Annotated in this window: 19 protein-coding genes; 10 read left to right on the top strand and 9 right to left on the bottom strand. The window is 70.8% G+C overall.

Annotation, left to right across the window (positions count from 1 at the left end; all coding sequences use genetic code 11):
- Positions 1 to 86: 86 nt before the first annotated feature.
- Positions 87 to 1355 carry a threonine/serine exporter family protein gene (locus AC06E6_RS00625; RefSeq protein WP_104940275.1) on the top strand — a complete coding sequence of 423 codons (1269 nt, stop codon included), beginning with the start codon at positions 87 to 89 and terminating at the stop codon, positions 1353 to 1355.
- Between the two features lie 180 nt (positions 1356 to 1535).
- On the opposite strand, the gene AC06E6_RS00630 is transcribed toward AC06E6_RS00625, so the two are convergent.
- The 3 genes from AC06E6_RS00630 to AC06E6_RS00640 all read right to left on the bottom strand — a co-directional run bounded on the left by AC06E6_RS00630 (position 1536) and on the right by AC06E6_RS00640 (position 4280).
- On the bottom strand, positions 1536 to 1907 hold the full coding sequence (locus AC06E6_RS00630) for an H-NS histone family protein (RefSeq protein ID WP_104939651.1): 372 nt from the start codon (positions 1905 to 1907) through the stop codon (positions 1536 to 1538).
- A gap of 222 nt (positions 1908 to 2129) precedes the next feature.
- Entirely contained in the window at positions 2130 to 3824 is a 1695-nt protein-coding gene (locus tag AC06E6_RS00635) for a proline--tRNA ligase (protein ID WP_478059900.1), read from the bottom strand.
- 72 nt (positions 3825 to 3896) lie between these two features.
- Entirely contained in the window at positions 3897 to 4280 is a 384-nt protein-coding gene (locus tag AC06E6_RS00640) for a DUF4124 domain-containing protein (RefSeq protein ID WP_104939649.1), read from the bottom strand.
- Positions 4281 to 4360: 80 nt separating this feature from the next.
- Here AC06E6_RS00640 and pssA point away from each other — a divergent pair, with 80 nt between their 5' ends.
- Genes pssA through rimI form a run of 3 tightly spaced genes read left to right on the top strand, consistent with a single transcriptional unit; the run spans position 4361 to position 6095 of the window.
- Complete coding sequence (gene pssA, locus AC06E6_RS00645; protein ID WP_313230434.1) at positions 4361 to 5140, top strand: CDP-diacylglycerol--serine O-phosphatidyltransferase; 780 nt, start codon at positions 4361 to 4363, stop codon at positions 5138 to 5140.
- Positions 5137 to 5601, top strand: a complete 465-nt coding sequence (locus tag AC06E6_RS00650; protein ID WP_478059903.1) for a hypothetical protein — start codon at positions 5137 to 5139, stop codon at positions 5599 to 5601. Before pssA ends, AC06E6_RS00650 begins: the two co-directional genes overlap by 4 nt.
- On the top strand, positions 5598 to 6095 hold the full coding sequence (gene rimI / locus AC06E6_RS00655) for a ribosomal protein S18-alanine N-acetyltransferase (protein WP_104939647.1): 498 nt from the start codon (positions 5598 to 5600) through the stop codon (positions 6093 to 6095). The genes AC06E6_RS00650 and rimI overlap by 4 nt, the downstream gene beginning before the upstream one ends.
- Before the next feature lie 9 nt (positions 6096 to 6104).
- Here rimI and AC06E6_RS00660 read toward each other — a convergent pair whose 3' ends face one another.
- The 5 genes from AC06E6_RS00660 to AC06E6_RS00680 form a co-directional block, all read right to left on the bottom strand.
- Positions 6105 to 6929 (bottom strand): EamA family transporter, encoded by an 825-nt coding sequence (locus AC06E6_RS00660; protein WP_478059905.1) that lies wholly within the window; start codon positions 6927 to 6929, stop codon positions 6105 to 6107.
- 90 nt (positions 6930 to 7019) lie between these two features.
- A complete protein-coding gene (locus AC06E6_RS00665) occupies positions 7020 to 9845 on the bottom strand; it encodes a valine--tRNA ligase (RefSeq protein ID WP_478059907.1) in 2826 nt (941 codons plus the stop codon).
- Between the two features lie 32 nt (positions 9846 to 9877).
- Positions 9878 to 10078, bottom strand: coding sequence for a YqaE/Pmp3 family membrane protein (locus tag AC06E6_RS00670; protein ID WP_104939644.1), 201 nt, complete (start codon positions 10076 to 10078; stop codon positions 9878 to 9880).
- A 9-nt stretch (positions 10079 to 10087) separates the two neighbouring features.
- Complete coding sequence (locus tag AC06E6_RS00675; RefSeq protein ID WP_104939643.1) at positions 10088 to 10513, bottom strand: DNA polymerase III subunit chi; 426 nt, start codon at positions 10511 to 10513, stop codon at positions 10088 to 10090.
- A 98-nt stretch (positions 10514 to 10611) separates the two neighbouring features.
- Entirely contained in the window at positions 10612 to 12084 is a 1473-nt protein-coding gene (locus AC06E6_RS00680) for a leucyl aminopeptidase (protein WP_478059910.1), read from the bottom strand.
- 105 nt (positions 12085 to 12189) lie between these two features.
- On the opposite strand from AC06E6_RS00680, the gene lptF reads away from it, so the two are divergent.
- Positions 12190 to 13272, top strand: coding sequence for an LPS export ABC transporter permease LptF (gene lptF, locus AC06E6_RS00685; protein ID WP_478059912.1), 1083 nt, complete (start codon positions 12190 to 12192; stop codon positions 13270 to 13272).
- Positions 13269 to 14375, top strand: a complete 1107-nt coding sequence (gene lptG, locus AC06E6_RS00690) for an LPS export ABC transporter permease LptG (protein ID WP_313230464.1) — start codon at positions 13269 to 13271, stop codon at positions 14373 to 14375. Before lptF ends, lptG begins: the two co-directional genes overlap by 4 nt.
- 552 nt (positions 14376 to 14927) lie before the next feature.
- Here the strand turns inward: lptG and AC06E6_RS00695 are convergent.
- Entirely contained in the window at positions 14928 to 15395 is a 468-nt protein-coding gene (locus AC06E6_RS00695; RefSeq protein WP_478059914.1) for an RDD family protein, read from the bottom strand.
- A gap of 71 nt (positions 15396 to 15466) precedes the next feature.
- Between AC06E6_RS00695 and xerD the strand changes: the two genes are divergently transcribed.
- The 4 genes from xerD (at position 15467) to purL (ending at position 22608) form a co-directional block, all read left to right on the top strand.
- Positions 15467 to 16471: a site-specific tyrosine recombinase XerD gene (xerD, locus tag AC06E6_RS00700; protein ID WP_478059915.1), complete on the top strand. Its 1005-nt coding sequence runs from the start codon at positions 15467 to 15469 to the stop codon at positions 16469 to 16471.
- Positions 16472 to 17242: 771 nt separating this feature from the next.
- Entirely contained in the window at positions 17243 to 18022 is a 780-nt protein-coding gene (locus AC06E6_RS00705; protein ID WP_104939638.1) for a DsbC family protein, read from the top strand.
- 119 nt (positions 18023 to 18141) lie between these two features.
- A complete protein-coding gene (locus tag AC06E6_RS00710) occupies positions 18142 to 18549 on the top strand; it encodes a hypothetical protein (protein ID WP_478059916.1) in 408 nt (135 codons plus the stop codon).
- 105 nt (positions 18550 to 18654) lie between these two features.
- A complete protein-coding gene (gene purL / locus AC06E6_RS00715) occupies positions 18655 to 22608 on the top strand; it encodes a phosphoribosylformylglycinamidine synthase (RefSeq protein ID WP_478059917.1) in 3954 nt (1317 codons plus the stop codon).
- Positions 22609 to 22692: the final 84 nt, after the last annotated feature.

The raw sequence follows: 22692 nt of genomic DNA on the forward strand, positions 1-22692 counted from the left end.
GCGTCCGCCGCCGAGCATACCCTGTCACCCCGTCGCGGGCCCATGAAGCGATCAAGCCGGCGCACTTCCGGGTGATACTAATGCGCATGTCCGCCGAATCCATCGCCTCCGTTTCCATCGTCCCCGGACGCGCAACCTATGCGCAGCGCGTGGCCTTCGTCACGGAGATCGCCGGCCGCCTGCATACCTACGGCACCACCGCGCAGCGGCTGGAAGCGGCGGTGGTGGCGCTGGCGCAGCGGCTGGACCTGGATTGCGAGCCGTGGTCCAACCCCACCGGGCTGATCCTCAGTTTCAGCGACCCGACCCAGGCGATCGGCTCCAGCGACATCACCCGCGTGGTGCGGCTGGACCCGGGCAGCAACGACCTGCACAAGCTGACCCTGGCCGACCAGATCGCCGACGCGGTGGCGAGCGGGCAGATGAGCATCGCCCAGGGCCATACCGCGCTGCGCCGGCTCGACAAGCCGCCGACCTGGCGCGACAACGCGCAGATGCTGCTGTCTTTCTGCCTCGGCTCGGCCGGCGTGGCCGGCATGTGGCGGCTGCCGTGGCTGGACGTGGTCACCGCCGGTTTCACCGGCCTGCTGATCGGGCTGATGCTGTTCTACACCGACCGCCGCGTGGCCACCCGCGAGGCCAGCGACGCGCTGGCGGCGATGCTGGCCGGTTTCGTCGCGGTGCTGGTGGCGACCTTCATCGGTCCGTTGAACCAGAATTCGGTGATCATCGCCTCGCTGGTGGTGCTGCTGCCGGGCATGGCGCTGACCAATGCGGTCAACGAGCTGGCCAGCCAGCACTGGGTATCGGGCACCGCGCGTTTCGCCGGTGCGCTGACCACGATCATGAAACTGACCGTGGGCGCGATGATCGCGGTGACCATCAGCGACCTGATCGGGCTCGATCCGCTGGTGCGCGGCTCGCGCCCGCAACCGGAATGGGTGGAATGGGCCTCGGTGATGCTGGCCGCGTTCGCCTTCGCGATGCTGTTCCGCGCCTCGCGCCGCGATTATCCCTGGGTGATGGCCGCGTCGCTGGCCGGGTATGCCATTTCCCGTTATGGCGGGCAGCAGTGGGGCGGGCCGGCGGGGATATTCCTGGCGGCGATGATGCTGACCGCCGCCGGCAATCTGTTCGGTCGCGTGGTGCAGCGCCCGGGGGCGATCATCCGCCTGCCCGGCATCATCATGCTGGTACCCGGCAGCATCAGCCTGCGCGGGGTATTGAGCCTGATCCAGCAGCAGAACGTGAATGCCGGTGAATCGGCGCTGCTGACGGTGCTGAACGTGGTAATGGCGCTGGTGGCGGGACTGCTGTTCGGCAACCTGCTGGTGCCGGCGCGGAAGAATCTTTGAGCGAGGAGTGAGTGAAGAGGAGTGAGAAGTGAGAAGAAGCAAGAGCGATCTCCGCCTTCGCGGAGATGACGGCTTTTGCTCCTGCCTTTTCTCACTTCTCACTCCTCTTCACCCGCTCCTTGCCAATTAAAGAACGCCGGCATATGCCGGCGTTCTTTAATTGCCATCTTCCCGCCCTGATCACTTCTGGATCAGGAATTCCTCGACCTTGCGGCCGCCGGCGGTGTATTCGGCGAGCCAGCGCGGCTGCTTGCCGCGGCCGGTCCAGGTATTGGCGGCATTGGCCGGATCGCGGTACTTCGGCGCGACCTTCACACCCTTGCTGGCGCTCTTGGCCGGGGCCTTGGCGGCGCGCGGGGCGCGGCTGGCCTTGGGCGCGCCGGTGCCGAACAGCTCCTCGATGGTGTAACCGGCCTTCTGCGCGGTCTTGACCAGCTGCGCGCGGACCTTGGTGATGGGCTGGCGCTTGGCGACCACGCTCTTGCGCTTCTGCGCGTCGCGGATCAGGGATGCCAGTTCTCGGGCCGACAGGCCGCTCAGGTCAATACTCATCGAATTGCTACTCCGGATAATGGGGTGGGTATAGCCGATCCGTGGCAGCACGTAAAGCATAGCGGCTGTTTCACGGTAACGGCAACGATAATGTGGGTCATGTATTGATTACATGAGAAAAGGCCGGGTTTTGACCCCGGCCTTTTCCATGGCGCACTTCCCCGTAAGTCACCCTTCGCGCGGCTTTGCCGTGGAAAACGGCTGCCGGGCTGTTGTTTCATGTCACCCGGCGATTTTCCGCAGCAGCCCGGCCTTGTCCAGGTTCTCGGCCTCGCTGGCCGCGCGCGCGCGGTATTCGTAGGTGCCCGCGGCCAGCCCGCGCTCGGAAACCACGATGCGGTGGGGGATGCCGATCAGCTCCATGTCGGCGAACATCGCGCCGGGGCGCAGCCCGCGGTCGTCCAGCGCGGCGTCGATGCCGGCGGCCTGCAGTTCGGCCAGCAGCGCTTCGGCGGCGGCGGTCACCGCGGCGTCCTGTTTCGGGTTGATCATGCACACCACCGCCTGCCACGGTGCCATCGCCACCGGCCAGATAATGCCGGCGTCGTCGTGGTTCTGTTCGATGGCGGCGGCGACGATGCGCGACACGCCGATGCCATAACAGCCCATCGCCATTACCGTGGCCTTGCCGTTCTCGCCCAGCACCGTGGCCTTGAGCGCTTCGGCATATTTGCGGCCGAGCTGGAACACGTGGCCGACCTCGATGCCGCGCGCGAGTTTCAGTTCGCCGCCGTCGCGGGCGCGGTCGCCGGCGACCACGTTGCGGATATCGGCCACGTCCGGCTCGGGCAGGTCGCGGCCCCAGTTCACCCCGGCGATGTGGAAACCGGGTTCGTTGGCGCCGACCACGAAATCGGCCAGCGCCGCCACCTCGCGGTCGGCGACGATGCGGATCGCCTTGCGCGGGTTGAGCGGGCCGAGGAAGCCGGGTTCGCTGCCGAGATACTCGGCGATCTCCGCCTCGCTGGCCATGCGGTGGTCGGCCAGCCCCGCCACCTTGCCCAGCTTGATCTCGTTGACTTCGTGGTCGCCGCGCACCAGCGCCAGCACGAAGGTGCCGTCGGCGCTCATCACCGCGACCGACTTGACCGTGCGCGCCAGGGCGATGCCCAGCAGCGCGGCGACGTCCCCGCAGGTTTTCTGGGTCGGGGTCTCGACCTTGCGCAGTGCCTCGGTCGCGGCCGCGCGCGGTGCCGGGTCGGCGGCGACGGCGGCCTCGACGTTGGCGGCGTAGTCCGAGCCGGTGGAGAAAGCCAGCGCGTCCTCGCCGGAATCGGCGATCACGTGGAATTCCTGCGAGGCGTCGCCGCCGATCGCGCCGGAATCGGCCTGCACCGCGCGGAACTCCAGCCCCAGGCGGGTGAAGATGCGGGTGTAGGCGGCCTTCATGTTTTCGTACTCGGCCACCAGGCTGGCGTCATCCAGGTGGAAGGAATACGCGTCCTTCATCAGGAACTCGCGCGCGCGCATCACCCCGAAGCGCGGGCGGATCTCGTCGCGGAACTTGGTCTGCACCTGGTAGAAATTGACCGGCAGCTGCTTGTAGCTGGACAGCTCCTGGCGCGCGAAGTCGGTGATCGCTTCCTCGGCGGTGGGGCTGTAGCAGTATTCCTGCTCCTTGCGGTCCTTGATCTTCAGCAACTGGCCGCCGAACTTTTCCCAGCGCCCGGTTTCTTCCCACAACTCCCGGGGCTGGATGGTCGGCAGCTGCAGTTCCACCGCGCCGGCGCGGTTCATTTCCTCGCGGACGATGCCTTCCACCTTGCGCAGCACGCGCAGGCCCAGCGGCGACCAGGTGTACAGGCCCGAGGCCAGCTTGCGGATCATGCCCGCGCGCAGCATCAGCTTGTGGCTGACCAGCTCGGCGTCGGCGGGTGTTTCCTTGGTGGTGTGCAGGTGGAAACGGGAAAGGCGCATGGGGTGGCTTCACGGAACGGCGGACCGCCTATTCTGCCAGAAGCCCAGGCGCCGCAAGGCCCGGGGCGTCGCCTACTTCTTGCAGTAGGCGGCCGCGGCGGCCTCGGCCAGCTGCTTCTGCGCGCTGCGCTGGGCGTCGTCCAGCTGGGTGTCCGGCTTGCCGTCGCCGTTGGTGTCCTGCATCAGCGGGCCGCTGCCCTTGAGCAGTTCCAGGTTGTGCCGCGCCGCGGTGCACTCCGGCGCCTCGTCGGCCTTGGCCGGCTCGGCCGCGGCCACCGGCTCGCCGGAGGTGGTGATGCGGCGGGTCTCGTACTTCTGTCCGGCCGGCGGGCGCTCGGAGTACTGGGTCACGCCATTGGCGTCTTTCCACTTGTACAGGTTGCCGGTGCCGGCAACGGCACCACCGGCGGCGCCGGCCAGGGCCAGCAGGCAGCAGAAACGGGGCAGGGCGCGCATGGCGACTCCGGTCGCTTGACGGGACAGAACCCGATTGCAGCACCCGGTGACGCGGCTGGCAAGTCGATTAAACTGGCCGCATGGACCAAACCAGACCGCCGCCGCGCTCGCGCAGCATCTACCTGCTGCCGAACCTGTTCACCACCGCCGGGCTGTTCGCCGGCTTCTACGCCATCATCGCCGCCTCCAACGGCGACTTCGTCAACGCCGCCGTGGCGGTGTTCGTGGCCGGGGTCATGGACGGGCTGGACGGCCGGGTGGCGCGGCTGACCGGCACCAGCAGCGAGTTCGGGGTCCAGTACGACTCGCTGGCCGACCTGGTCAGTTTCGGCATGGCGCCGGCGCTGGTGATGTACCACTGGTCGCTGTCCTCGCTGAAGTTCGACGGCGAGGTGCTTGGCCGCATCGGCTGGCTGGCGGCGTTCCTGTACGCGGCCTGCGCGGCACTGCGCCTGGCGCGTTTCAACACCCAGGTGGGCACGGTGGACAAGCGCTGGTTCGTGGGCCTGGCCAGCCCGGCGGCGGCGGGGCTGATGATGTCCTTCGTCTGGGCGTTCGCCGACGGCAGCCTGGGCTGGAGCGGCGAGGAGCTGCGCTACGTGGCGCTGGCGGTGTCCATCGTCGCCGCGCTGCTGATGGTCAGTCGCATCCGCTTCTGGAGCTTCAAGGGCGGCAGCGAGAAGGGCCCGCGCTCCGAGCGCGTGCCGTTCATGGTGCTGGCGCTGGTGCCGGTCGTGATCGCCATCATGGTGGTGGACCTGCCGCGCACGCTGTTCGTGGTCGGCGTGCTGTATGCGCTGTCCGGGCCGCTGATGTGGCTGTGGCAGCGCTGGCGGCAACCGGCCAGCAGGGTGCAGTGAACGCGGCCGCGTCCACGCCGTTGTGGTCGCCGCAGCAGCAGGCGTGGCTGCAGGCGATGGGCTATTCGGTCTACCTGGAAGGCGGCGCGCTGGACGCGCCGCTGCCGCTGCCGCAGCCGGCGGCGCGCGGCGCACGGCCGCCGGTGCCGGATGCCGGCCCTGGCGCCGCGCCGGCACCCGCGCGCGCGGCCCCGCCGCCGCGGCGCGAGGCCCCGCCGCGCATGGCGCCCGATGCCCCCGCCGCCCCGCCCCTGGCGCGGCCCGCGCCGCGCCGCGCCGGGGTGCGCCTGCCCGACCGCCTGCAGATCGCGCTGCTGCGCGCGTCCGGCTGCAATCCGAACGACCCGCAGACCCGCGCGCTGATGGACAGCTGGCCGCTGGACGAGCTGCGCGCCAACCCCGCGGCCAAGCGCGCGCTGTGGCCGCACCTGCGCGAACTGCGGCGGAAGCAGCGGCAATGAACGCGGTGGCGGCGACGCCCGCGCCGGTCCTGCGCCCGATGCACGAGGGCGACCTGGACGCGGTGATGGAGATCGAGCTGCGCGCCTATCCGTTCCCGTGGACCCGGGGCATCTTCCAGGACTGCCTGCGCGCCGGTTACCCGGGGCGGGTGCTGGTCGGCGACACCGGCCTGCTCGGCTATGGGCTGCTCAGCATCGCCGCCGACGAGGCGCACGTGCTCAACGTCTGCGTCGATCCGCTGCGGCAGTCGCGCGGGTTCGGGCGGCGGCTGCTGCGCGAGCTGGTGCAGGTGGCACGCGAGCACCGCGCGGCGCGGGTGTTCCTGGAGGTGCGGCCGTCCAACGCCGCGGCCATCGCGCTGTACCACAGCGAGGGCTTCAACGAGATCGGCCGGCGGCCGCGCTATTACCCGGCGGTGATCGGCCGCGAGGACGCGCTGGTGATGGCGATGGAACTGGTGGACGCGGACATCGCCCGCATGCCGCCGCTGTAGGCGGCCCGTTCACCCCAGCCGCAGCAGGACCACGCCGGCCACGATGAGCGCCGCGGCGGACACGCGCCTGCGGTCGATGCGCTCGTTCAGCACCCGGGCCGAGATCAGCAGCGCGAACAGGATCGAGGTTTCGCGCAGCGCGGCGACGACCGCCACCGGCGCCTGGGTCATCGCCCACAGTGCGATGCCGTAGGACGCGGTGGTGCCGGCGCCGCCCACCAGCCCGCGCCGCCAGTGGTCGCGCAGGTGCCGGCACAGCTGCGCGCGGCGGGTGGCCAGCGCCCACAGCGGCAGCGGCAGCCCGGACAGCAGGAACAACCACAGCGCATAGCTGGCGGCATTGCCGGACAGGCGCGCGCCACGCGCGTCGACCAGGGTGTAGGTGGCGATCAGCACGGCGACGGACAACGGCAGCCATAGCTGCCGGCGGGCCGCGCCGCCGGCCATGCCGACGACGCCGGCGCTGACCACGGCGATGCCGAGCCAGGCGCCGGCGGTCAGCTGTTCGCCGAATGCCAGGCCGGCGGCCAGCGCCACCAGCGGCGGTGCGCAGCCGCGCATCAGCGGGTAGGACAGGCTCATGTCGGCGGCCTGGTAGGCGCGCGCGACCAGCACGTAGTAGCCGGCCTGCAGCAGCGTGGATGCGGCCAGCCACGGCCAGCTTGCCGGCGCCGGAAGCGGCAGCCACGGCAGCGCCAGCGCGGACAGCAGCGCGGCCCAGCCGGTGACCAGGATCGTGTTCAGCAGAGGGTCGCCACCGCGCTTGACGAGGGCATTCCAGCCGGCGTGCAGCAGGGCGGCGAACAGCACCGCGCAGAAGATCGCCAGCGACATCGCATGCCCGGGGTGCGGTGGAGCGCGCAGCATAGCCGCAAACACAAACGCCGCCCGCAGGCGGCGCTTGCGTCACCGCGGAGGGGCGGCCTACAGCTTGGCGCGCTGTGCCTGCAGGCCGGCCAGCTGGCCGTTCCAGTCGGCCAGGCGCACGCGCTCCTGCTCGACCACCGCCGCCGGCACCTTGTCGGTGAACCTGGACAGCTTGGTCTCGCTCTTCTCCTTCTCCGCCGACACCCGCGCGATCTCCTTGTCCAGGCGCGCGCGCTCGGCATCCAGGTCGACCAGGCCTTCCAGCGGCACCAGCAGCTTGAGCTCGCCGACGATGGCGGCCGCGGCCGGCGGGGTCTGCGCGTCGGCGGCCAGCCACTCGATGCGCTCCAGCTTCAGCAGGAAACGCAGCTGCGAAGTGAAGCGCTCCACCCGCGCCTGGTCCACGGCCTGGCCCCCCTGCAGCAGCAGCCGGACCAGCCGGGACGGCGGCACGTTCAGCTCGCTGCGCACCCGGCGCAGGGCGCTGACCATGGTCTTGAACCACTCCACGTCGGCCTCGGCCTGGGCGTAGTCGCCGCTGAACTCCGCTGCGGTCGGATAGGGGCGCAGCGACAGCGTGTCGACGGCGATGCCCAGGCGCGGCGCCACCTGCTGCCACAGCTGTTCGGTGACGAACGGAATCAGCGGGTGCAGCAGGCGCAGCACCGCTTCGAGCACATACAGCAGGGTGTGGCGGGTGCTGGCCGCATCGGCGGCGTTGTCACCGTTGAGCGCCGGCTTGGTCAGCTCCAGGAACCAGTCGCAGAACTCGTTCCAGACGAACTCGTACAGCGCCTGCGCCAGCAGGTCGAAGCGGTAATCGGCGAAATGCTGCTGCGCCTCGGCCGAAACCTTCGCCAGGCGCGAAAGAATCCAGCGCTCGGCGTCGGTGCGCGGCTGCGGCGCGCCGCTGAAGCCGGCCCCTTCGGTGTTCATCAGGGTGAAGCGGCTGGCGTTCCACAGCTTGTTGCAGAAGTTCTTGTAGCCCTCGGCGCGGCTCATGTCGAACTTGATGTCGCGGCCGTGGGTGGCCAGCGCCGCGATGGTGAAGCGCAGCGCATCGGCACCGTGGGCGATGATGCCGTCCGGGAACTCCCGGCGGGTGGCCTTCTCGATCTTCTCGGCCATCTTCGGCTGCATCAGGCCATGGGTGCGCTTGGCGACCAGGTCGTCGATGCTGATGCCGTCGATGATGTCCAGCGGGTCGAGCACGTTGCCCTTGGACTTGGACATCTTCTGGCCCTGCGCGTCGCGGATCAGGCCGGTGATGTAGACGTCCTTGAACGGGATGTGCCCGGTGAAGCTGTCGGTGGCCATGATCATGCGCGCCACCCAGAAGAAAATGATGTCGAAGCCGGTGACCAGCACGTTCGACGGCAGGTAGCGCGCGAAGCCGCGCTGCGCCATGGCCGCTTCCTCCGGCCAGCCCAGCGTGGAGAACGGCCACAGCTGCGAGGAGAACCAGGTCTCCAGCACGTCGCTGTCCTGGGTCAGCGCCACGTCGTCGCCGAGCCCGGCCCGGGCGCGGGCGTCGGCCTCGTTGCGGCCGACGTAGCAGTTGCCGGCGTCGTCGAACCAGGCCGGGATGCGGTGGCCCCACCACAGCTGGCGGCTGATGCACCAGTCCTGGATGTTCTCCATCCAGTGGCGGTAGGTGTTGATCCAGTTGCCCGGCACGAACTTGATGCTGCCGTTCTCGACCAGCTCCAGGCCGCGCCTGGCCAGGCCGTCCATCTTCACGAACCACTGGTCGGTCAGGTACGGCTCGATCACCTGGCCGGTGCGGTCGCCGCGCGGCACCTGCAGCTTGTGCGCCCGGGTCTCGACCAGGATGCCCAGGTTTTCCAGCTCGGCCAGGATCACCTTGCGCGCTTCGTAGCGGTCCAGCCCGCGGTACTGCTCCGGCGCGTTCTCGTTGAGCGCGGCGGTCGGGGTGAACAGGTTGATCATCGGCAGGCCGTGGCGCACGCCGACCTGGTAGTCGTTGAAGTCGTGTGCCGGGGTGACCTTGACCACGCCGGTGCCGAACGCCTTGTCGACGTAGTCGTCGGCGATCACCGGCACGCTGCGGCCGGTCAGCGGCAGGGTCACGCGCTTGCCGACCAGGTGGGCGTAGCGCGTGTCCTCCGGATGGACCATGACCGCGGTGTCGCCCAGCAGGGTTTCCGGGCGGGTGGTGGCCACCACCAGGTAATGGCGGGTTTCGCGCAGGGTCTCGTTGCCGTCGGCGTCGAGCTCGACGTGCTCGTAGCTGGCCCCGTCTTCCAGCGCGTAGGCGATCGACCACAGGAAGCCGTCTTCCTCGACGCTTTCCACTTCCAGGTCGGAGATGGCGGTCTTCAGCACCGGGTCCCAGTTGACCAGGCGCTGGCCGCGGTAGATCAGGCCCTGCTCGTGCCAGCGCACGAAGGCTTCGACCACCGCCTCGCTCGGGCCCGGGTCCATGGTGAAGGTGCTGCGCGACCAGTCGGCCGAGGTGCCGAGGCGGCGCATCTGCCCTTCGATCACGTTGCCCGAGTGCGCCTTCCACTCCCACACCTTGTCGATGAAGCCGTCGCGGCCCAGCGAATCGCGGGTCTCGCCCTTGCCTTCCAGCGCCAGGTTGCGGCTGACCACCATTTCGGTGGCGATGCCGGCGTGGTCGGTGCCGACCTGCCACAGCGTGTCGTAGCCGCGCATGCGGTGGTAGCGGATCAGCGCGTCCATCAGCGTCTGCTGGAAAGCGTGGCCCATGTGCAGGGTGCCGGTCACGTTCGGCGGCGGCAGCAGGATGGTGTACGGCTCGCCCTTGCCGGACGGCTTGAAATGGCCGGCTTTCTCCCACGCATCGTAGAGCGCGGTTTCGAAGGACTTCGGGTCGTAGCTGGAGGCGAGTTGGGTCATGCGGGGAAACCGGGTGGAAGGCGGGGAGGGGATCAGCGGAACGCGCCGGTTTTCAGCGCGCGCCTGATCTTCTGGTCGGTGTGGTACTGGCTGACCGCGTAGGCGGCCCAGATCGCGGCCGGAACCCAGCCGATCAGGGTGACCTGCAGGACCAGGCAGACGATGCCGGACAGCGGCCGGCCGATGGTGAAGAAGGCCAGCCATGGCAGCAGCAGGGCGATGAGCAGGCGCATGCGGGTCCCTTACATGTCGTGCTTGTTGAGCGCGTAGCCGGCGGCCTTGTACTGGCGCCAGCGCTCGCGCAGCGGTTCCCGCGCGGCCGGGTCGGCCGGCACCACTTCCAGCACCCGCTCGCAGCTGCCCAGGTACGGCTCGTCGCGCAGGTTGATCACCAGCGGCCGCTCCGGCGCGTCGGCGCCCGGCGCGGCGATCAGCACGATGGCTTCTTCCTCGTCCACGTCCTCGCCGACGATCTGGTGCGGGATGTAGGCGTCCGGGTCGAACGACCACAGCAGCTCGTCCAGTTCCTCGGCCTGCGCCGCGTCGCGCGCCAGCACCAGCGTGTACTGGCTGGTGTCGTTGGCCTTGCGCGCCAGTTCGCACACCAGCTTCAGTGGCTCGGTGAGGAAGCGGGGCTTGGCGATCAGGTAGAAGTCGGCACGGGTCAAGGCGGGTAACCGGAAGGGGAAAGGGAAGTGAACGGGGGCGGGGCGGGGAGCCGGCACGGGGAATTTCCATTCCCCGTGCCCGGTTCCCGGGTCCGGCTTCAGCCCACCCGGTCCAGCAGCCACTGCGCCAGCAGCCCGACCGGGCGGCCGGTGGCCATGCCGCGCTTGCCTTCATCGCTGGCCACGCCGGCGATGTCCAGGTGCGCCCAGCGCTGGCCCTCGGTGAAGCGCGACAGGAAGCAGCCGGCGGTGATGGCGCCGGCCCAGCGGCCGCCGATGTTGTAGACGTCGGCGAAGGTCGAATCCAGCATCGGCTGGTACTCGTCCCACAGCGGCAGGCGCCAGGCGCGGTCGAACACGTGTTCGCCGGCGGCGAGCAGTTCGTTGGCCAGGTCGTCGTGCTTGCTCATCAGGCCGGCGGTCTGGTGGCCCAGGGCGACCATGCAGGCGCCGGTCAGGGTGGCCACGTCGACCAGCGCGGCCGGCTCGAAGCGCTGCGCATAGGTCAGCGCGTCGCACAGGATCAGGCGGCCCTCGGCGTCGGTGTTGCCGACTTCGATGGTCTTGCCGGACATGGAGGTGATCACGTCCGACGGGCGGTAGGCGTTGCCGTCGATCGCGTTCTCCACCGCCGGCACCACCACCACCAGGTTCAGCGGCAGCCGGGCCTTGACCGCGGCGACGAAGGTGCCGATGACGTTGGCGCCACCGCACATGTCGTACTTCATTTCCTCGATGCCGCCCTGGGTCTTCAGGTTGACGCCGCCGGTATCGAAGGTGATGCCCTTGCCGACCAGCACGTAGGGCTTGGCGTCGCCGCCGTTGTTCCACTTCAGCACCACCAGCTTGGGCCGGTTGGCCGAGCCGCGGGCCACCGCCAGCAGCGAGCCCATGCCGAGCGTTTCCATCTGCTGCTCGTCCAGGATCTCGGCCTGCGCGCCTTCGTGCTCAGCGGCGAACTTGACCGAGGATTCGGCCAGGTAGGCCGGGGTGCACAGGTTCGGCGGCAGGTTGCCCAGCTCGCGGGCGTACTCGACGCCGGCGGCGATGGCCTGGCCCTGCGCCAGCGCGGTCTCGTCGCTGCCGCTGATCGCCAGGGTTTCCAGCCCCGGGGCGTCAGGCTTCTTCTTGCCCAGGGTGGCGGTGTAGCGGTAGCTGGCATGGTTGGCGGCGATCACCGCCTGGCGGATGTTCCAGGCCGCGTCGCGGCCCTTCACTTCGAGCTCGGCCAGGGTGAACAGCGCGCTGCGGGTGATGCCGCTGCGCAGCGCGCGGGCGGCGTCGCCCACCGCCTTGATGTACTGCGCCACGCCGAACTTGGCGGGGTCGCCCAGGCCGACCACCAGCACCCGCGGCGCGGCCACGCCGGCCAGGTCGTGCAGCACGGTGGTGTTGCCGGTCTTGCCGCCGACGTCGCCGCGCTCCACCAGCGCCGCGAGGCGGCCGCCCGAGGCGGCGTCGAGCGCCTGTGCCGCCGGCGACAGCGACTTGTCCGAGAAGGCGCCAACGATGACGCAGTCGACCGCGGCCGAGGCCGGGGCGGCGTGGTTCAGGGTGAATTGCAGAGACATTGATCAGATTCCATTGCCAAATCCGTACAATCGCGGACTGTTTCCACCCCTCCAGACCGGCCGGGCGCGCCGCGAACGAAACCGGGAGTTTAAACCACCCACCCCATGGCGAAGCTTGACCGCTACCTGCTGAGCGACTTCATCCAGAGCTTCCTGGCGACCCTGACCGTGCTGCTGGTGGTGAGCGTGGGCGGGGTGCTGGTGGACATCCTGGGGCGGATTGCCGACGGCCGCATGCCGGCCGGGCTGCTGCTGTCGCAGCTGGGCCTGCAGTTCATCGTCTACCTGCCCATCATCCTGCCGCTGGCGCTACTGCTGGGCCTGTCGCTGGCCATCGCCCGGCTCTACCGGGACTCGGAAATGGCGGTGCTGACCGCGGTCGGGGTCGGCCCGCGGCGGTTGCTGCGGCCGGTGCTGATGCTGGTGGCGCCGGTGGTGGCGGTGGTCGGGGCCTGCTCGCTGTGGCTGGGGCCGTGGGCCAACCGCACCGCCGACGCGATGGTCGAGGCGGCCAGCCGCAGCGTGGTGGTGGCCGGGCTGGAGCCGGGCAAGTTCACCCAGCTCTCCGGCGGCGGCATCGTCTACCTGTCCTCGCTGAGCGAAGACGGCACGAAGATGGGCAAGGTGTTCATCCAGCGGCAGAAGGACGGGCGCATCGACGTGGTCTCGGCCAACAGCGGCAGCATGTTCTTCGAGGGCGAGCGCCAGCGCTTCCTGCGGCTGGAGGACGGCCACCGGGTCGAGGGCCCGGAGAACGGCGCGCTGGACTACCGCCTGATGCGCTACGCCAGCAACGAAGTGGCCCTGCCGGACCGTGACGAGCCGCGCGGGCAGGACGACCCCGAGGTGCTGCCGACCCTGCGCCTGCTCGGTGACGAGCGGCCCGAGGCCCAGGCGCAGCTGCACTGGCGCATCACCCCGCCGCTGCTGGCGCTGGCCTTCGCCCTGCTGGCGCTGCCGCTGTCGCGCAGCACCCCGCGGCAGCAGCGCTACGGAAGCGTGATGCTGGCCTTCCTCGGCTATGTGGTGGGCGTCAGCCTGATGATCAGTGGCCGGCAATGGCTGGCCAACGGTACCCTGCCGCCCGTGCTGGGCATGTGGTGGCTGACGGTGCCGCTGCTGGCGCTGGCGCTGTGGATGTACTTCCGCGATGGCCGGCTGTCGCGCCGCAAGGGAGCCCGCGCATGATGCTGCGCCCGCGCATCCACGATTTCTACGTCGGCCGCACGGTGCTGCTCACCGTGCTGCTGGCGTGGGCGGTGCTGACCGGGCTGGACGCGATGCTGTCGCTGTCCGGCGAGGCCAAGAACATCGGCACCGGCAGCTATACCTTCGGCCATGCCGTGGCCTGGAGCGCCTACACCCTGCCGCGCCGCGCCTACACGCTGTTCCCGATGGCCGCGGTGATCGGCGCGCTGATGGGGCTGGGGCAGCTGGCCGCGACCTCGGAGCTGACCGCGCTGCGCGCGCTGGGCCTGTCGCGGCGCCGGATCGCGCTGTCGGTGGCCATCGCGCTGTCGCTGCTGACCGCGGTGATGGTGGTCAACGGCGAAACCCTGGCGCCGTGGGCGCAGGAAAAGGCCGATGCGCTCAAGGCCAGCGCCAAGTTCAATACCGACATGGCCGTGGCCCGCTATTCCGGGTTGTGGGCGCGCGAGGGCGACACCTTCCTCAATGCGCAGAGCGGCGAGGAACAGCTCAGCGACGATGGCGGCACGCGCCTGTTGCTGCATGACGTCCGCCTCTACCGGCTGGACGCCGACGGTCGCCTGGCCAGCCTGACCCATGCGGTCACTGCCCGCCACGACGCCAGCGGCTGGACCCTGGAGCAGGTGCGGCGCGACACCTTCGGCGAACGCTCGGCCACCCGCCAGACGGTGGCCAGCGAGCCCTGGGACTCGGCCCTGGATGCGGCGGCCCTGGCCTCGGGCCTGGCCAAGCCGCGCAGCCTGACCGCCGCCGAGCTGCGCACCAGCATCGAGTACCGCAAGCGCAACGGGCTGGATGCGCGCGACTACGAGGACACCTACTGGAGCCGCTGGTTCTACCCGGTGAACGTGCTGGCGCTGTGCCTGGCCGCGGTGCCGTTCGCGTTCGGCTCGCTGCGCAGTGGCGGCATGGGCAAGCGCCTGTTCCTGGGCATGCTGTTCGCGCTGGGCTTCCTGCTGCTGCAGATGTTCTTCGGGCGCATGGCCGGCGCGCTCAAGTTCGACTACCGCATCGCCTACGCGCTGCCGCCGGTGATCATGCTGGCGGTGTCCGGCTGGCTGTTCAGGCGGCGCTCCAGCTGAGTCCACGCCGTGGGCAGGCACGGGCGCTGCCCGCGCCGCACGCGGGCTGATGCGGCAGATGCCGCAGGGATGTTGCCGGCCGCACAAGGCCGGATGCGCCGGTTGCGCTGCCGCCGCCGTGCGCCGGGTCAATGACAGCTGGGCTGTTTACGGCGATTACCGGTTGGGGGCATGCAGCAGCCGGGTGTTGCCCCGGCGGCCGTGCCGCGCCGCGGGGAACCGCAAATACCGGTTGCACTGCCGCGCCGCCACGCGCCGGGTCAATGACGGCCGGACTGCGTGCGGTGGTTACCGGTCGGGGACGTGCACCAGCCGCGTGTTGCTCAGCCGGTCATGCCGTGCCGCAGGGAACCGCAAGCACCGGTTGCCCAGCCGCGCCGCCGCGCGCCGGGGTAATGAAGGGTGGGCTGTTTGCGGTGGTTACCGGTCGGGGACGTGCACCAGCCGCGTGTTGCTCAGCCGGTCATGCCGCGCCGCAGGGAACCGCAAGCACCGGTTGCCCAGCCGCGCCGCCGCGCGCCGGGGTAGTGAAGGGTGGGCTGTTTGCGGTGGTTACCGGTCGGGGACGTGCACCAGCCGCGTGTTGCTCAGCCGGTCATGCCAGGTCAGCCCGTCCCGATCCACCAGCGCCCACCAGAACCCCAGCCCGCCGCACAGCAGCGACAGCGTGCCCAGCGCGTAGCGCTTCCACAGCAGGGCCATCGATGGCGGGCCGTCGGTGCCCTGCACGTACAGCCGCCACGGGCGCATGCCCAGGGTCTGCCCGCCGCGCCTCCAGCTGAGCGTCGCGTACCCGCCGGCGACCGCCCAGCAGCACAGCCACAGCAGCCACTGCAGCGGGCTGTAGGGGGCGATGTTGTGGTGGGTGTTGCCGCCACTGGCGACCACGTCCAGCAGGGTGAACGGCACGGCGGTGAGCATCCACAACGCCAGCACCGGCCACAGGTCGTAGAACAGCGCCGCCAGCCGGCGCAACAGCAGTGGCGAGGGGCGGGACGGGGCGGCGGAATCGGCGTTCATCGCGCGAGCATACGGGCTGGCGTGCGCGATGTGGATGGGCAGCGGTGCCGGCATTGCCTATCCTGCGCGCCATGACGTCGCCTTCCACCGCCGCCGAACGCCGCCAGCGGGTGATGCAGCTGCCGCCGCCGCGCGAGGCCGATGGCCGCCACATCCAGCGCTTCCTCGATGCGATCTGGGCCGAGCAGGGGCTGGCGCGGGCCACGCTGGACAGCTACCGCAGGGACCTGGAAGGGCTGGCGCGCTGGGCGAACGCACGCGCCGGCGACGCCGCGGGCGCGTCGCCGCCGGGACTGCTGGCCGGCCTCGACCGCGCCGGCCTGTTCGATTATCTGGCATGGCGCACCCGCCACGGCTGGTCGCCGCGCAGCAATGCGCGCCTGCTGTCGACGCTGCGCGCGTTTTTCGCCGACTGCCTGCGCCGCGGCGAGCGCGACGACGATCCATCCGCGTTGCTGGAGCCGCCCCGGTTGCCGCGGCCGCTGCCCAAGGCGCTGGCCGAGAGCCAGATCGAGGCGCTGCTGGCGGCGCCGGACATCACCACGCCGGAGGGCCTGCGCGACCGCGCCATGCTGGAACTCATGTATGCCGCCGGCCTGCGCGTGAGCGAGCTGGTCGACCTGCCGGCCAATGCCGTCAACCTGCGCCAGGGCGTGCTGCGGGTGACCGGCAAGGGCAGCAAGGAGCGGCTGGTGCCGCTGGGCGAGGAATCCCGCCACTGGCTGGAGCGCTACCTCGCAGACGCGCGCCCGGCGCTGGCGGCGGGCCGGCCGGTGCAGGCCACGGCCGACGGCCAGGTGCCGCTGTTCCTTACCCGTGCGCAGAAGCCGCTTACCCGGCAGCAGTTCTGGGCGCTGGTGAAAGCCAGCGCGGCGGCGGCCGGCATCGACCCGGCGCGGATCAGTCCGCACGGGCTGCGCCACAGCTTCGCCACCCATCTGCTCAACCACGGCGCCGACCTGCGCGCCCTGCAGATGCTGCTGGGCCACAGCTCCCTGTCCACCACCCAGATCTACACCCTCGTCGCCCGCGAACACCTGCAGAAGCTGCACCGCACCCACCACCCGAGGGGGTGAGGCAGGCCGCTTGCGCGGCACTGCCGCGCGGCCTGCCGAACGCCCGGCCGCGCCAAGCCGAAACAAGGGCGCCGGCACGGACTGCCGCGCCGCCGCGCGCCCGGAACCAACCGCACCACCCGGGCATGATTTCTGACAGCGTCCCACCCGTAGCACTGGCCTGTGCTGCAAGCACTGGCGGTGCAGGCCGCATCGGAGTTCCAACGCCGGAGTATCCGCAGGCCATTGAAGTCCCGCCATGGAAGGCAGCAGCAAACCCGCGGCACTGCCGCGCGGCCTGCCGAACGCCCGGCCGCGCCAAGCCGAAACAAGGGCGCCGGTATGGCCTGCCGCGCCGCCGCGCGCCCGGAACCAACCGCACCACCCGGCATGTCTCTGACAGCGTCCGTCATCCATAGCGCAGGCCTGCCCCGCATGTACCAGCGGGGCAGGCCGCAGCGGAGTGCGGGGGCGGCGCGTAGGTGCCGGGCTTGCCCGGCACGGGCTTGTGCATGCGGGGCGAGCCCCGCATCTACCCGAGCGACGTTGCGCCAATGTGCGGCAAGCCCCGCATCTGCCCGCGTGACGTCGCGCCAATGTGCGGCGAGCCCGGCCTCTAGCCGTGCGACCTCGCGCCAGAATGACCTCCGTGCAGGTCCAGGCTGCGCGCGCCGCCATCCCTCGCAGGTCCCCTGCGGACGGCGCCACCCCCGCCACCCCCTGAACGTCGCCATCGGCGCGGTATGCGAGAATCGCCGGGATTTCCGTCCTTCCCGTTTACCTGGAATCCCCATGCTCCGAATCGCCATCGCCGCGCTGCTGGGCGCGATCAGCCTGACCGCCTGCGCGCAGCCGAAAACGCCCGAAACGACGGCCGCCGCCGCGCCGGCCCGCGCGGACGGCGCGGTCGAGAAGCGGGTGCGCGATGCGCTCCGGCAGCTGGACCCGAATTTCAACCCGGATTACATCGGCGCCGCGCCGTTCGCCGGCTTCCGCGAAGTGGTGGTGTCCGGCCAGGTGCTGTACGTCACCGACGACGGCCGCTACCTGCTGCAGGCCCAGCCCTACGACATCGAAAAGCGCGCGCTGGCCACCAGCGAGGGCCTGCTGGCCCACCGCCGCAAGCTGCTGGCGTCGCTGCCGCATTCGGACCGGATCGTGTTCGCGCCGCCGAATGCCAAGTACACCATCAGCGTGTTTACCGACATCGAGTGCGGGTACTGCCGCAAGCTGCACCAGGACATCGCCGAGCTGAACCGTCAGGGCATCGCCGTCGAGTACCTGGCGTTCCCGCGCATGGGGCTGGGCAGCAAGGACCACACCGACATGGTCTCGGTATGGTGCGCCAGTGACCGCAAGGCGGCGCTGACCGCGGCCAAGTCCGACCGTCCGGTGGAGCCGAAGAACTGCACCAACCCGGTGACCATGCAGTACACCGTCGGCCAGCAGCTGGGCATCAGCGGCACCCCGGCGATCTTCGCCGCCGACGGCACCCAGCTGGGCGGCTACCTGCCGCCGGCGCAGCTCAAGGCCGCGCTGGAGCGGCTGCCCGGCGCCGCCGGCAGCCCCTGATCGGTCGGCCCCAGGGCAGCGCGATGCCGCGGGTGTCGTGCCGCCGTGCCCCCGGCGCAGGGTGGACGGCGCTTGCCAGGCGCGCGGCGCTGCTTGCGCCGCTGCTCCACGCCGGCTGCGTGTCGGCACCGCCCACGTTCCAGGCCCACCGCGTCGCGCTGAGCCGCATCGACCATCCGGCGCCGGCGAAGCTGCCGCGCACGGACATCGGCTGGAAGATGGTGCGGTACCTGCAGGCCGACGGCGAGGCGCCGGAACCGCCCAACTTCGCCGACCGCTTCACCCTGTTCGTGGTCGGCTGCGGCAGCGGGTGCCGCCAGTACGCGCTGATCGACCGCCGCAGCGGCAAGGTCCATCCCGGCCGGGCGCTGAACAACGTCCGCTTCGACTACCGGCGCGACAGCCGGTTGCTGGTGGTCACCCATGCCGAGGGGGCCCGCTCCCCGGACATCGTCGATTACCTGGTCTGGGACGGGGCGCGGTGGCGCCGGGTTGGGCGCGAGGTCGGGCCGGCGCCCGCAGACTAGGCCCTGGCCGACTCCGCGGCCCGGCCGCGGCGGCCGCCGCCGGGCCCGGCCCAAAGCCGGCTCCGGTACAATGGCCGGCCCGACTCCCACCATGGTCTCCCGGACATGATCGTCCTCGAGGGCGCAGCCGCCCTTTCGCCGTTCCGCCGCGAACGTCTTGAATCCCGCCTGCAGTCCATCGCCGCCGATCTGCGCATCACCGGTGCCTGGCACGTCTATTTCACCCAGGCCGCCGATGCCGCGGCCGTCGACCAGGCCACCCTGGGCCGCATCCTGCAGGCCCAGCCGCACCCGGCCGAGGCGGCCGCGGGCACGGTCTCGCGTTACGTGGTGCCGCGCCTGGGCACGCTGTCGCCGTGGTCGAGCAAGGCCACCGAACTGGTGCGCGGCGCCGGCCTGGCGATCCAGCGCGTCGAGCGTGGTACCCGCATCGACCTGGCCGGCTGGCCGTCCGATCCGGCGCAGCAGGCGGCCGTGGCCCGGCTGCTGCACGACCCGATGACGCAGTCGCTGCTGGCCGACATCGCGCAGGCGCGGGCGCTGTTCGACAGCCCGGCGCGCAAGCCGCTGCAGCGCATCGCGCTGGCCGACCTGGAGGGCGCCAACAAGCGCCTGGGCCTGGCCCTGGCCGACGACGAGATCGAGTACCTGCGCCAGCGCTACGGCGAACTCGGCCGCGACCCGTCCGACGTCGAATTGATGATGTTCGCGCAGGCCAATTCCGAGCATTGCCGGCACAAGATCTTCAATGCCAGCTGGACCATCGACGGACAGGCGCAGGAGCGCTCGCTGTTCCGGATGATCAAGCACACCCACCAGCAGACCCCGCAGCACACGCTCAGCGCCTACAGCGACAACGCCGCGGTGATCGAGGGCGAGCCGGCCGCGCGCTACCGCCCGGACCCGGCCACCGGCCGCTACCGCAGCGAAGCGGTGGTGCCCAGTGCGTTCCAGATCAAGGTGGAGACGCACAACCACCCCACCGCGATCGCGCCGTTCCCGGGGGCCTCCACCGGTGCCGGCGGCGAGATCCGCGACGAGGGCGCGACTGGCCGCGGCGGCAAGCCCAAGGCCGGCCTGACCGGCTTCTCGGTCTCGCACCTGCGCATCCCGACCCTGCCGCAGCCGTGGGAGGCGCCGCGCGCGCTGAACCCGCGGATGGCGCCGGCGCTGGACATCATGCTCGACGGCCCGCTCGGCGGCGCCGCGTTCAACAACGAGTTCGGGCGCCCGAACCTGCTGGGCTACTTCCGCAGCTTCGAGCTGCCCGAGGACGGCATCACCCGCGCCTACGACAAGCCGATCATGCTGGCCGGCGGCCTGGGCGCGATCGACCGCGTGCAGGTGGACAAGCTGAAGCTGCAGGATGGCGACATCGTCATCGTGCTGGGCGGCCCGGCGATGCTGATCGGCCTGGGCGGCGGCGCCGCTTCGTCGGTGGCCTCGGGCGAGAGCGCCGAGGACCTGGACTTTGCCAGCGTGCAGCGCGACAACCCGGAAATGGAGCGCCGCTGCCAGGAAGTGATCGACCGCTGCGTGGCCATGGGCGCGGGCAACCCGATCAAGTTCTTCCATGACGTCGGCGCCGGTGGCCTGTCCAACGCCATTCCCGAACTGCTGCATGATTCCGGGGTCGGCGGCGTGATCGACCTGGGCAAGGTGCCGACCGACGATCCCTCTCTGTCGCCGCTGGAACTGTGGTGCAACGAGTCGCAGGAGCGCTACGTGCTGGGCGTCCCGGCCGACCGCCTGGCCGAGTTCGCCGCGATCTGCGCGCGCGAGCGCTGCCCGTTCGCCGCGGTCGGCGTGGCCACCGCCGAGGAGCGGCTGGTGGTGGGGTATGGCGCAACGGTTGAAAGTGTCTATGGCAGCGCTGCCGCGACGGATAGCCCCGGCCCGGCGCAGCGCGCCGGGCGTTCGGACGAGCCGCGCGGCAGTGCCGCTCACCCGATCGACCTGCCGATGGACGTGCTGTTCGGCAAGGCGCCGAAGATGCACCGCGACACCGCGCACCCGCCCGCGCCGCGCTGGCCGCAGCTGAAGACCGCCGGCATCGACCTGCACGACGCCGGCCTGCGGGTGCTGTCGCACCCGACCGTGGCGGCCAAGAACTTCCTGGTCACCATCGGCGACCGCAGCGTCGGCGGCCTGACCGCGCGCGAGCAGATGATCGGCCCGTGGCAGCTGCCGATGGCCGATGTCGCCATCACCCTGGCCGGGTTCGACACCTACGCCGGCGAGGCGATGGCGGTGGGCGAGCGCACCCCGCTGGCGCTGCTCAACGCCGCCGCGTCGGCGCGCATGGCGGTGGGCGAGGCGATCACCAACCTGTGCGCCGCGCCGCTGACCTCGCTGGACACGGTCAAGCTGTCGGCCAACTGGATGGCCGCCTGCGGCCACGACGGCGAGGACGCGCTGCTGTACGACGCGGTCCGCGCGGTGGGCATGGAACTGTGCCCGCAGCTGGACATCAGCATCCCGGTGGGCAAGGACTCGCTGTCGATGCAGGCGCAGTGGCAGGCCGATGGCCGCACCGAGAAGTCGGTGTCGCCGGTGTCGCTGGTGATCTCGGCGTTCGCGCCGGTGGTCGACGCGCGCCAGCAGCTGACCCCGCTGCTCGAGCGCGAGGGCGAAAGCGAGCTGTGGCTGATCGGGCTGGGCGCGGGCAAGCAGCGCCTGGGCGGCTCGATCCTGGCGCAGACCCAGGCCGACCACAGCGCCCTGCCGGCGTTCGCCGGTGAAGTGCCGGACCTGGACGACCCGCAGCGCCTGCGCGGCTTCTTCGAACTGATCCGCGATGCCCGTGAAGCCGGGCTGCTGCTGGCCTACCACGACCGCAGCGATGGCGGCGCCTTCGCCGCACTGTGCGAGATGTCGTTCGCCTCGCGGCTGGGCCTGGACATCGTGCTCGATGCCTGGGGCGATGACCCGTTCCGCAGCCTGTTCAACGAGGAGCTCGGCGCGGTGGTGCAGATCGCCCGGGAAGACCGCGCCGCGTTCGCCGACCTGGTCGAACGGCATGCCCTGACCGAGTGCGCGCAGCGCATCGCGCGCCCGACCACCGCACCGGTGGTGCGCGTGCAGCTCGGCGGGCAGAGCCTGGCCGAATGGCGCTGGGAGGAACTGTTCGACGCCTGGTGGTCGGTGACCCACGCCATGCAGAAGCTGCGCGACAACCCCGAGGCGGCCGACCAGGAGCGCGCGGTCGCGCGCAGCTTCAACGCCCCCGGGCTGAAGCCGAAGCTGGCGTTCGACCCGGCCGAGGACGTCGCCGCGCCGTTCGTCGCCACCGGGGCGCGGCCGAAGGTGGCGATCCTGCGCGAGCAGGGCGTCAACGGCCAGATCGAAATGGCCAACATCTTCGAGCGCGCCGGCTTCGACGCGTTCGACGTGCACATGAGCGACCTGATCGAAGGCCGCGTGCGGCTGGCGGACTTCCGCGGCCTGGCCGCCTGCGGCGGCTTCAGCTATGGCGACGTGCTGGGCGCGGGCCGCGGCTGGGCCACCTCGATCCTGGAACGCCCGGCGTTGCGCGAAGCCTTTGCCGCGTTCTTCGCGCGCCCGGACACCTTTGCCCTGGGCGTTTGCAACGGCTGCCAGATGATCAGCCAGCTCAAGGCCATCATTCCCGGCGCGGAGCACTGGCCGACCTTCCTGCGCAACCGCAGCGAGCAGTTCGAGGCCCGCACCGCGCTGCTGGAGGTGGTGGAATCGCCGTCGATCCTGCTGCGCGGCATGGCCGGTTCGCGGCTGCCGGTGGCGGTGGCGCACGGCGAGGGCCGCGCCGCGTTCGACAGCGCGGTGGACCAGGCCGCGGTGGACGTGGCGCTGCGCTACGTCGATGGCGACGGCCGCGCGACCGAACAGTATCCGCTGAACCCGAACGGTTCGCCCGATGGCATCACCGGCCTGACCACCCGCGACGGCCGCGTCACCATCCTGATGCCGCACCCGGAACGCACCCCGCGCACGGTCAACCTGAGCTGGGCGCCGAAGGGCTGGGGCGAGGACGCGCCGTGGCTGCGCATGTTCCGCAACGCGCGGGTGTGGTGCGGCTGAGCGCGCCACGCCATCGCCGGGTCCGTGGCGACACGGGCCCGCGGCGACGCCGCGCCGGCACGCCTGCGGCCGCGGACCGGGCCC

The organism is Stenotrophomonas sp. Steno-Z10-HUANG, from assembly GCF_056393075.1.

Bases quoted from the DNA above. Each gene is read 5' to 3' on its own strand.
- AC06E6_RS00640 (WP_104939649.1), bottom strand. From the start codon at position 4,280: ATGCGCGCCCTGCCCCGTTTCTGCTGCCTGCTGGCCCTGGCCGGCGCC.
- lptF (WP_478059912.1), top strand. From the start codon at position 12,190: ATGGCGAAGCTTGACCGCTACCTGCTGAGCGACTTCATCCAGAGCTTC.
- AC06E6_RS00625 (WP_104940275.1), top strand. From the start codon at position 87: ATGTCCGCCGAATCCATCGCCTCCGTTTCCATCGTCCCCGGACGCGCA.
- AC06E6_RS00635 (WP_478059900.1), bottom strand. From the start codon at position 3,824: ATGCGCCTTTCCCGTTTCCACCTGCACACCACCAAGGAAACACCCGCC.
- lptG (WP_313230464.1), top strand. From the start codon at position 13,269: ATGATGCTGCGCCCGCGCATCCACGATTTCTACGTCGGCCGCACGGTG.
- AC06E6_RS00630 (WP_104939651.1), bottom strand. From the start codon at position 1,907: ATGAGTATTGACCTGAGCGGCCTGTCGGCCCGAGAACTGGCATCCCTG.
- xerD (WP_478059915.1), top strand. From the start codon at position 15,467: ATGACGTCGCCTTCCACCGCCGCCGAACGCCGCCAGCGGGTGATGCAG.
- rimI (WP_104939647.1), top strand. From the start codon at position 5,598: ATGAACGCGGTGGCGGCGACGCCCGCGCCGGTCCTGCGCCCGATGCAC.
- AC06E6_RS00680 (WP_478059910.1), bottom strand. From the start codon at position 12,084: ATGTCTCTGCAATTCACCCTGAACCACGCCGCCCCGGCCTCGGCCGCG.
- AC06E6_RS00705 (WP_104939638.1), top strand. From the start codon at position 17,243: ATGCTCCGAATCGCCATCGCCGCGCTGCTGGGCGCGATCAGCCTGACC.
- AC06E6_RS00670 (WP_104939644.1), bottom strand. From the start codon at position 10,078: ATGCGCCTGCTCATCGCCCTGCTGCTGCCATGGCTGGCCTTCTTCACC.
- purL (WP_478059917.1), top strand. From the start codon at position 18,655: ATGATCGTCCTCGAGGGCGCAGCCGCCCTTTCGCCGTTCCGCCGCGAA.
- AC06E6_RS00660 (WP_478059905.1), bottom strand. From the start codon at position 6,929: ATGTCGCTGGCGATCTTCTGCGCGGTGCTGTTCGCCGCCCTGCTGCAC.
- AC06E6_RS00695 (WP_478059914.1), bottom strand. From the start codon at position 15,395: ATGAACGCCGATTCCGCCGCCCCGTCCCGCCCCTCGCCACTGCTGTTG.
- AC06E6_RS00665 (WP_478059907.1), bottom strand. From the start codon at position 9,845: ATGACCCAACTCGCCTCCAGCTACGACCCGAAGTCCTTCGAAACCGCG.
- pssA (WP_313230434.1), top strand. From the start codon at position 4,361: ATGGACCAAACCAGACCGCCGCCGCGCTCGCGCAGCATCTACCTGCTG.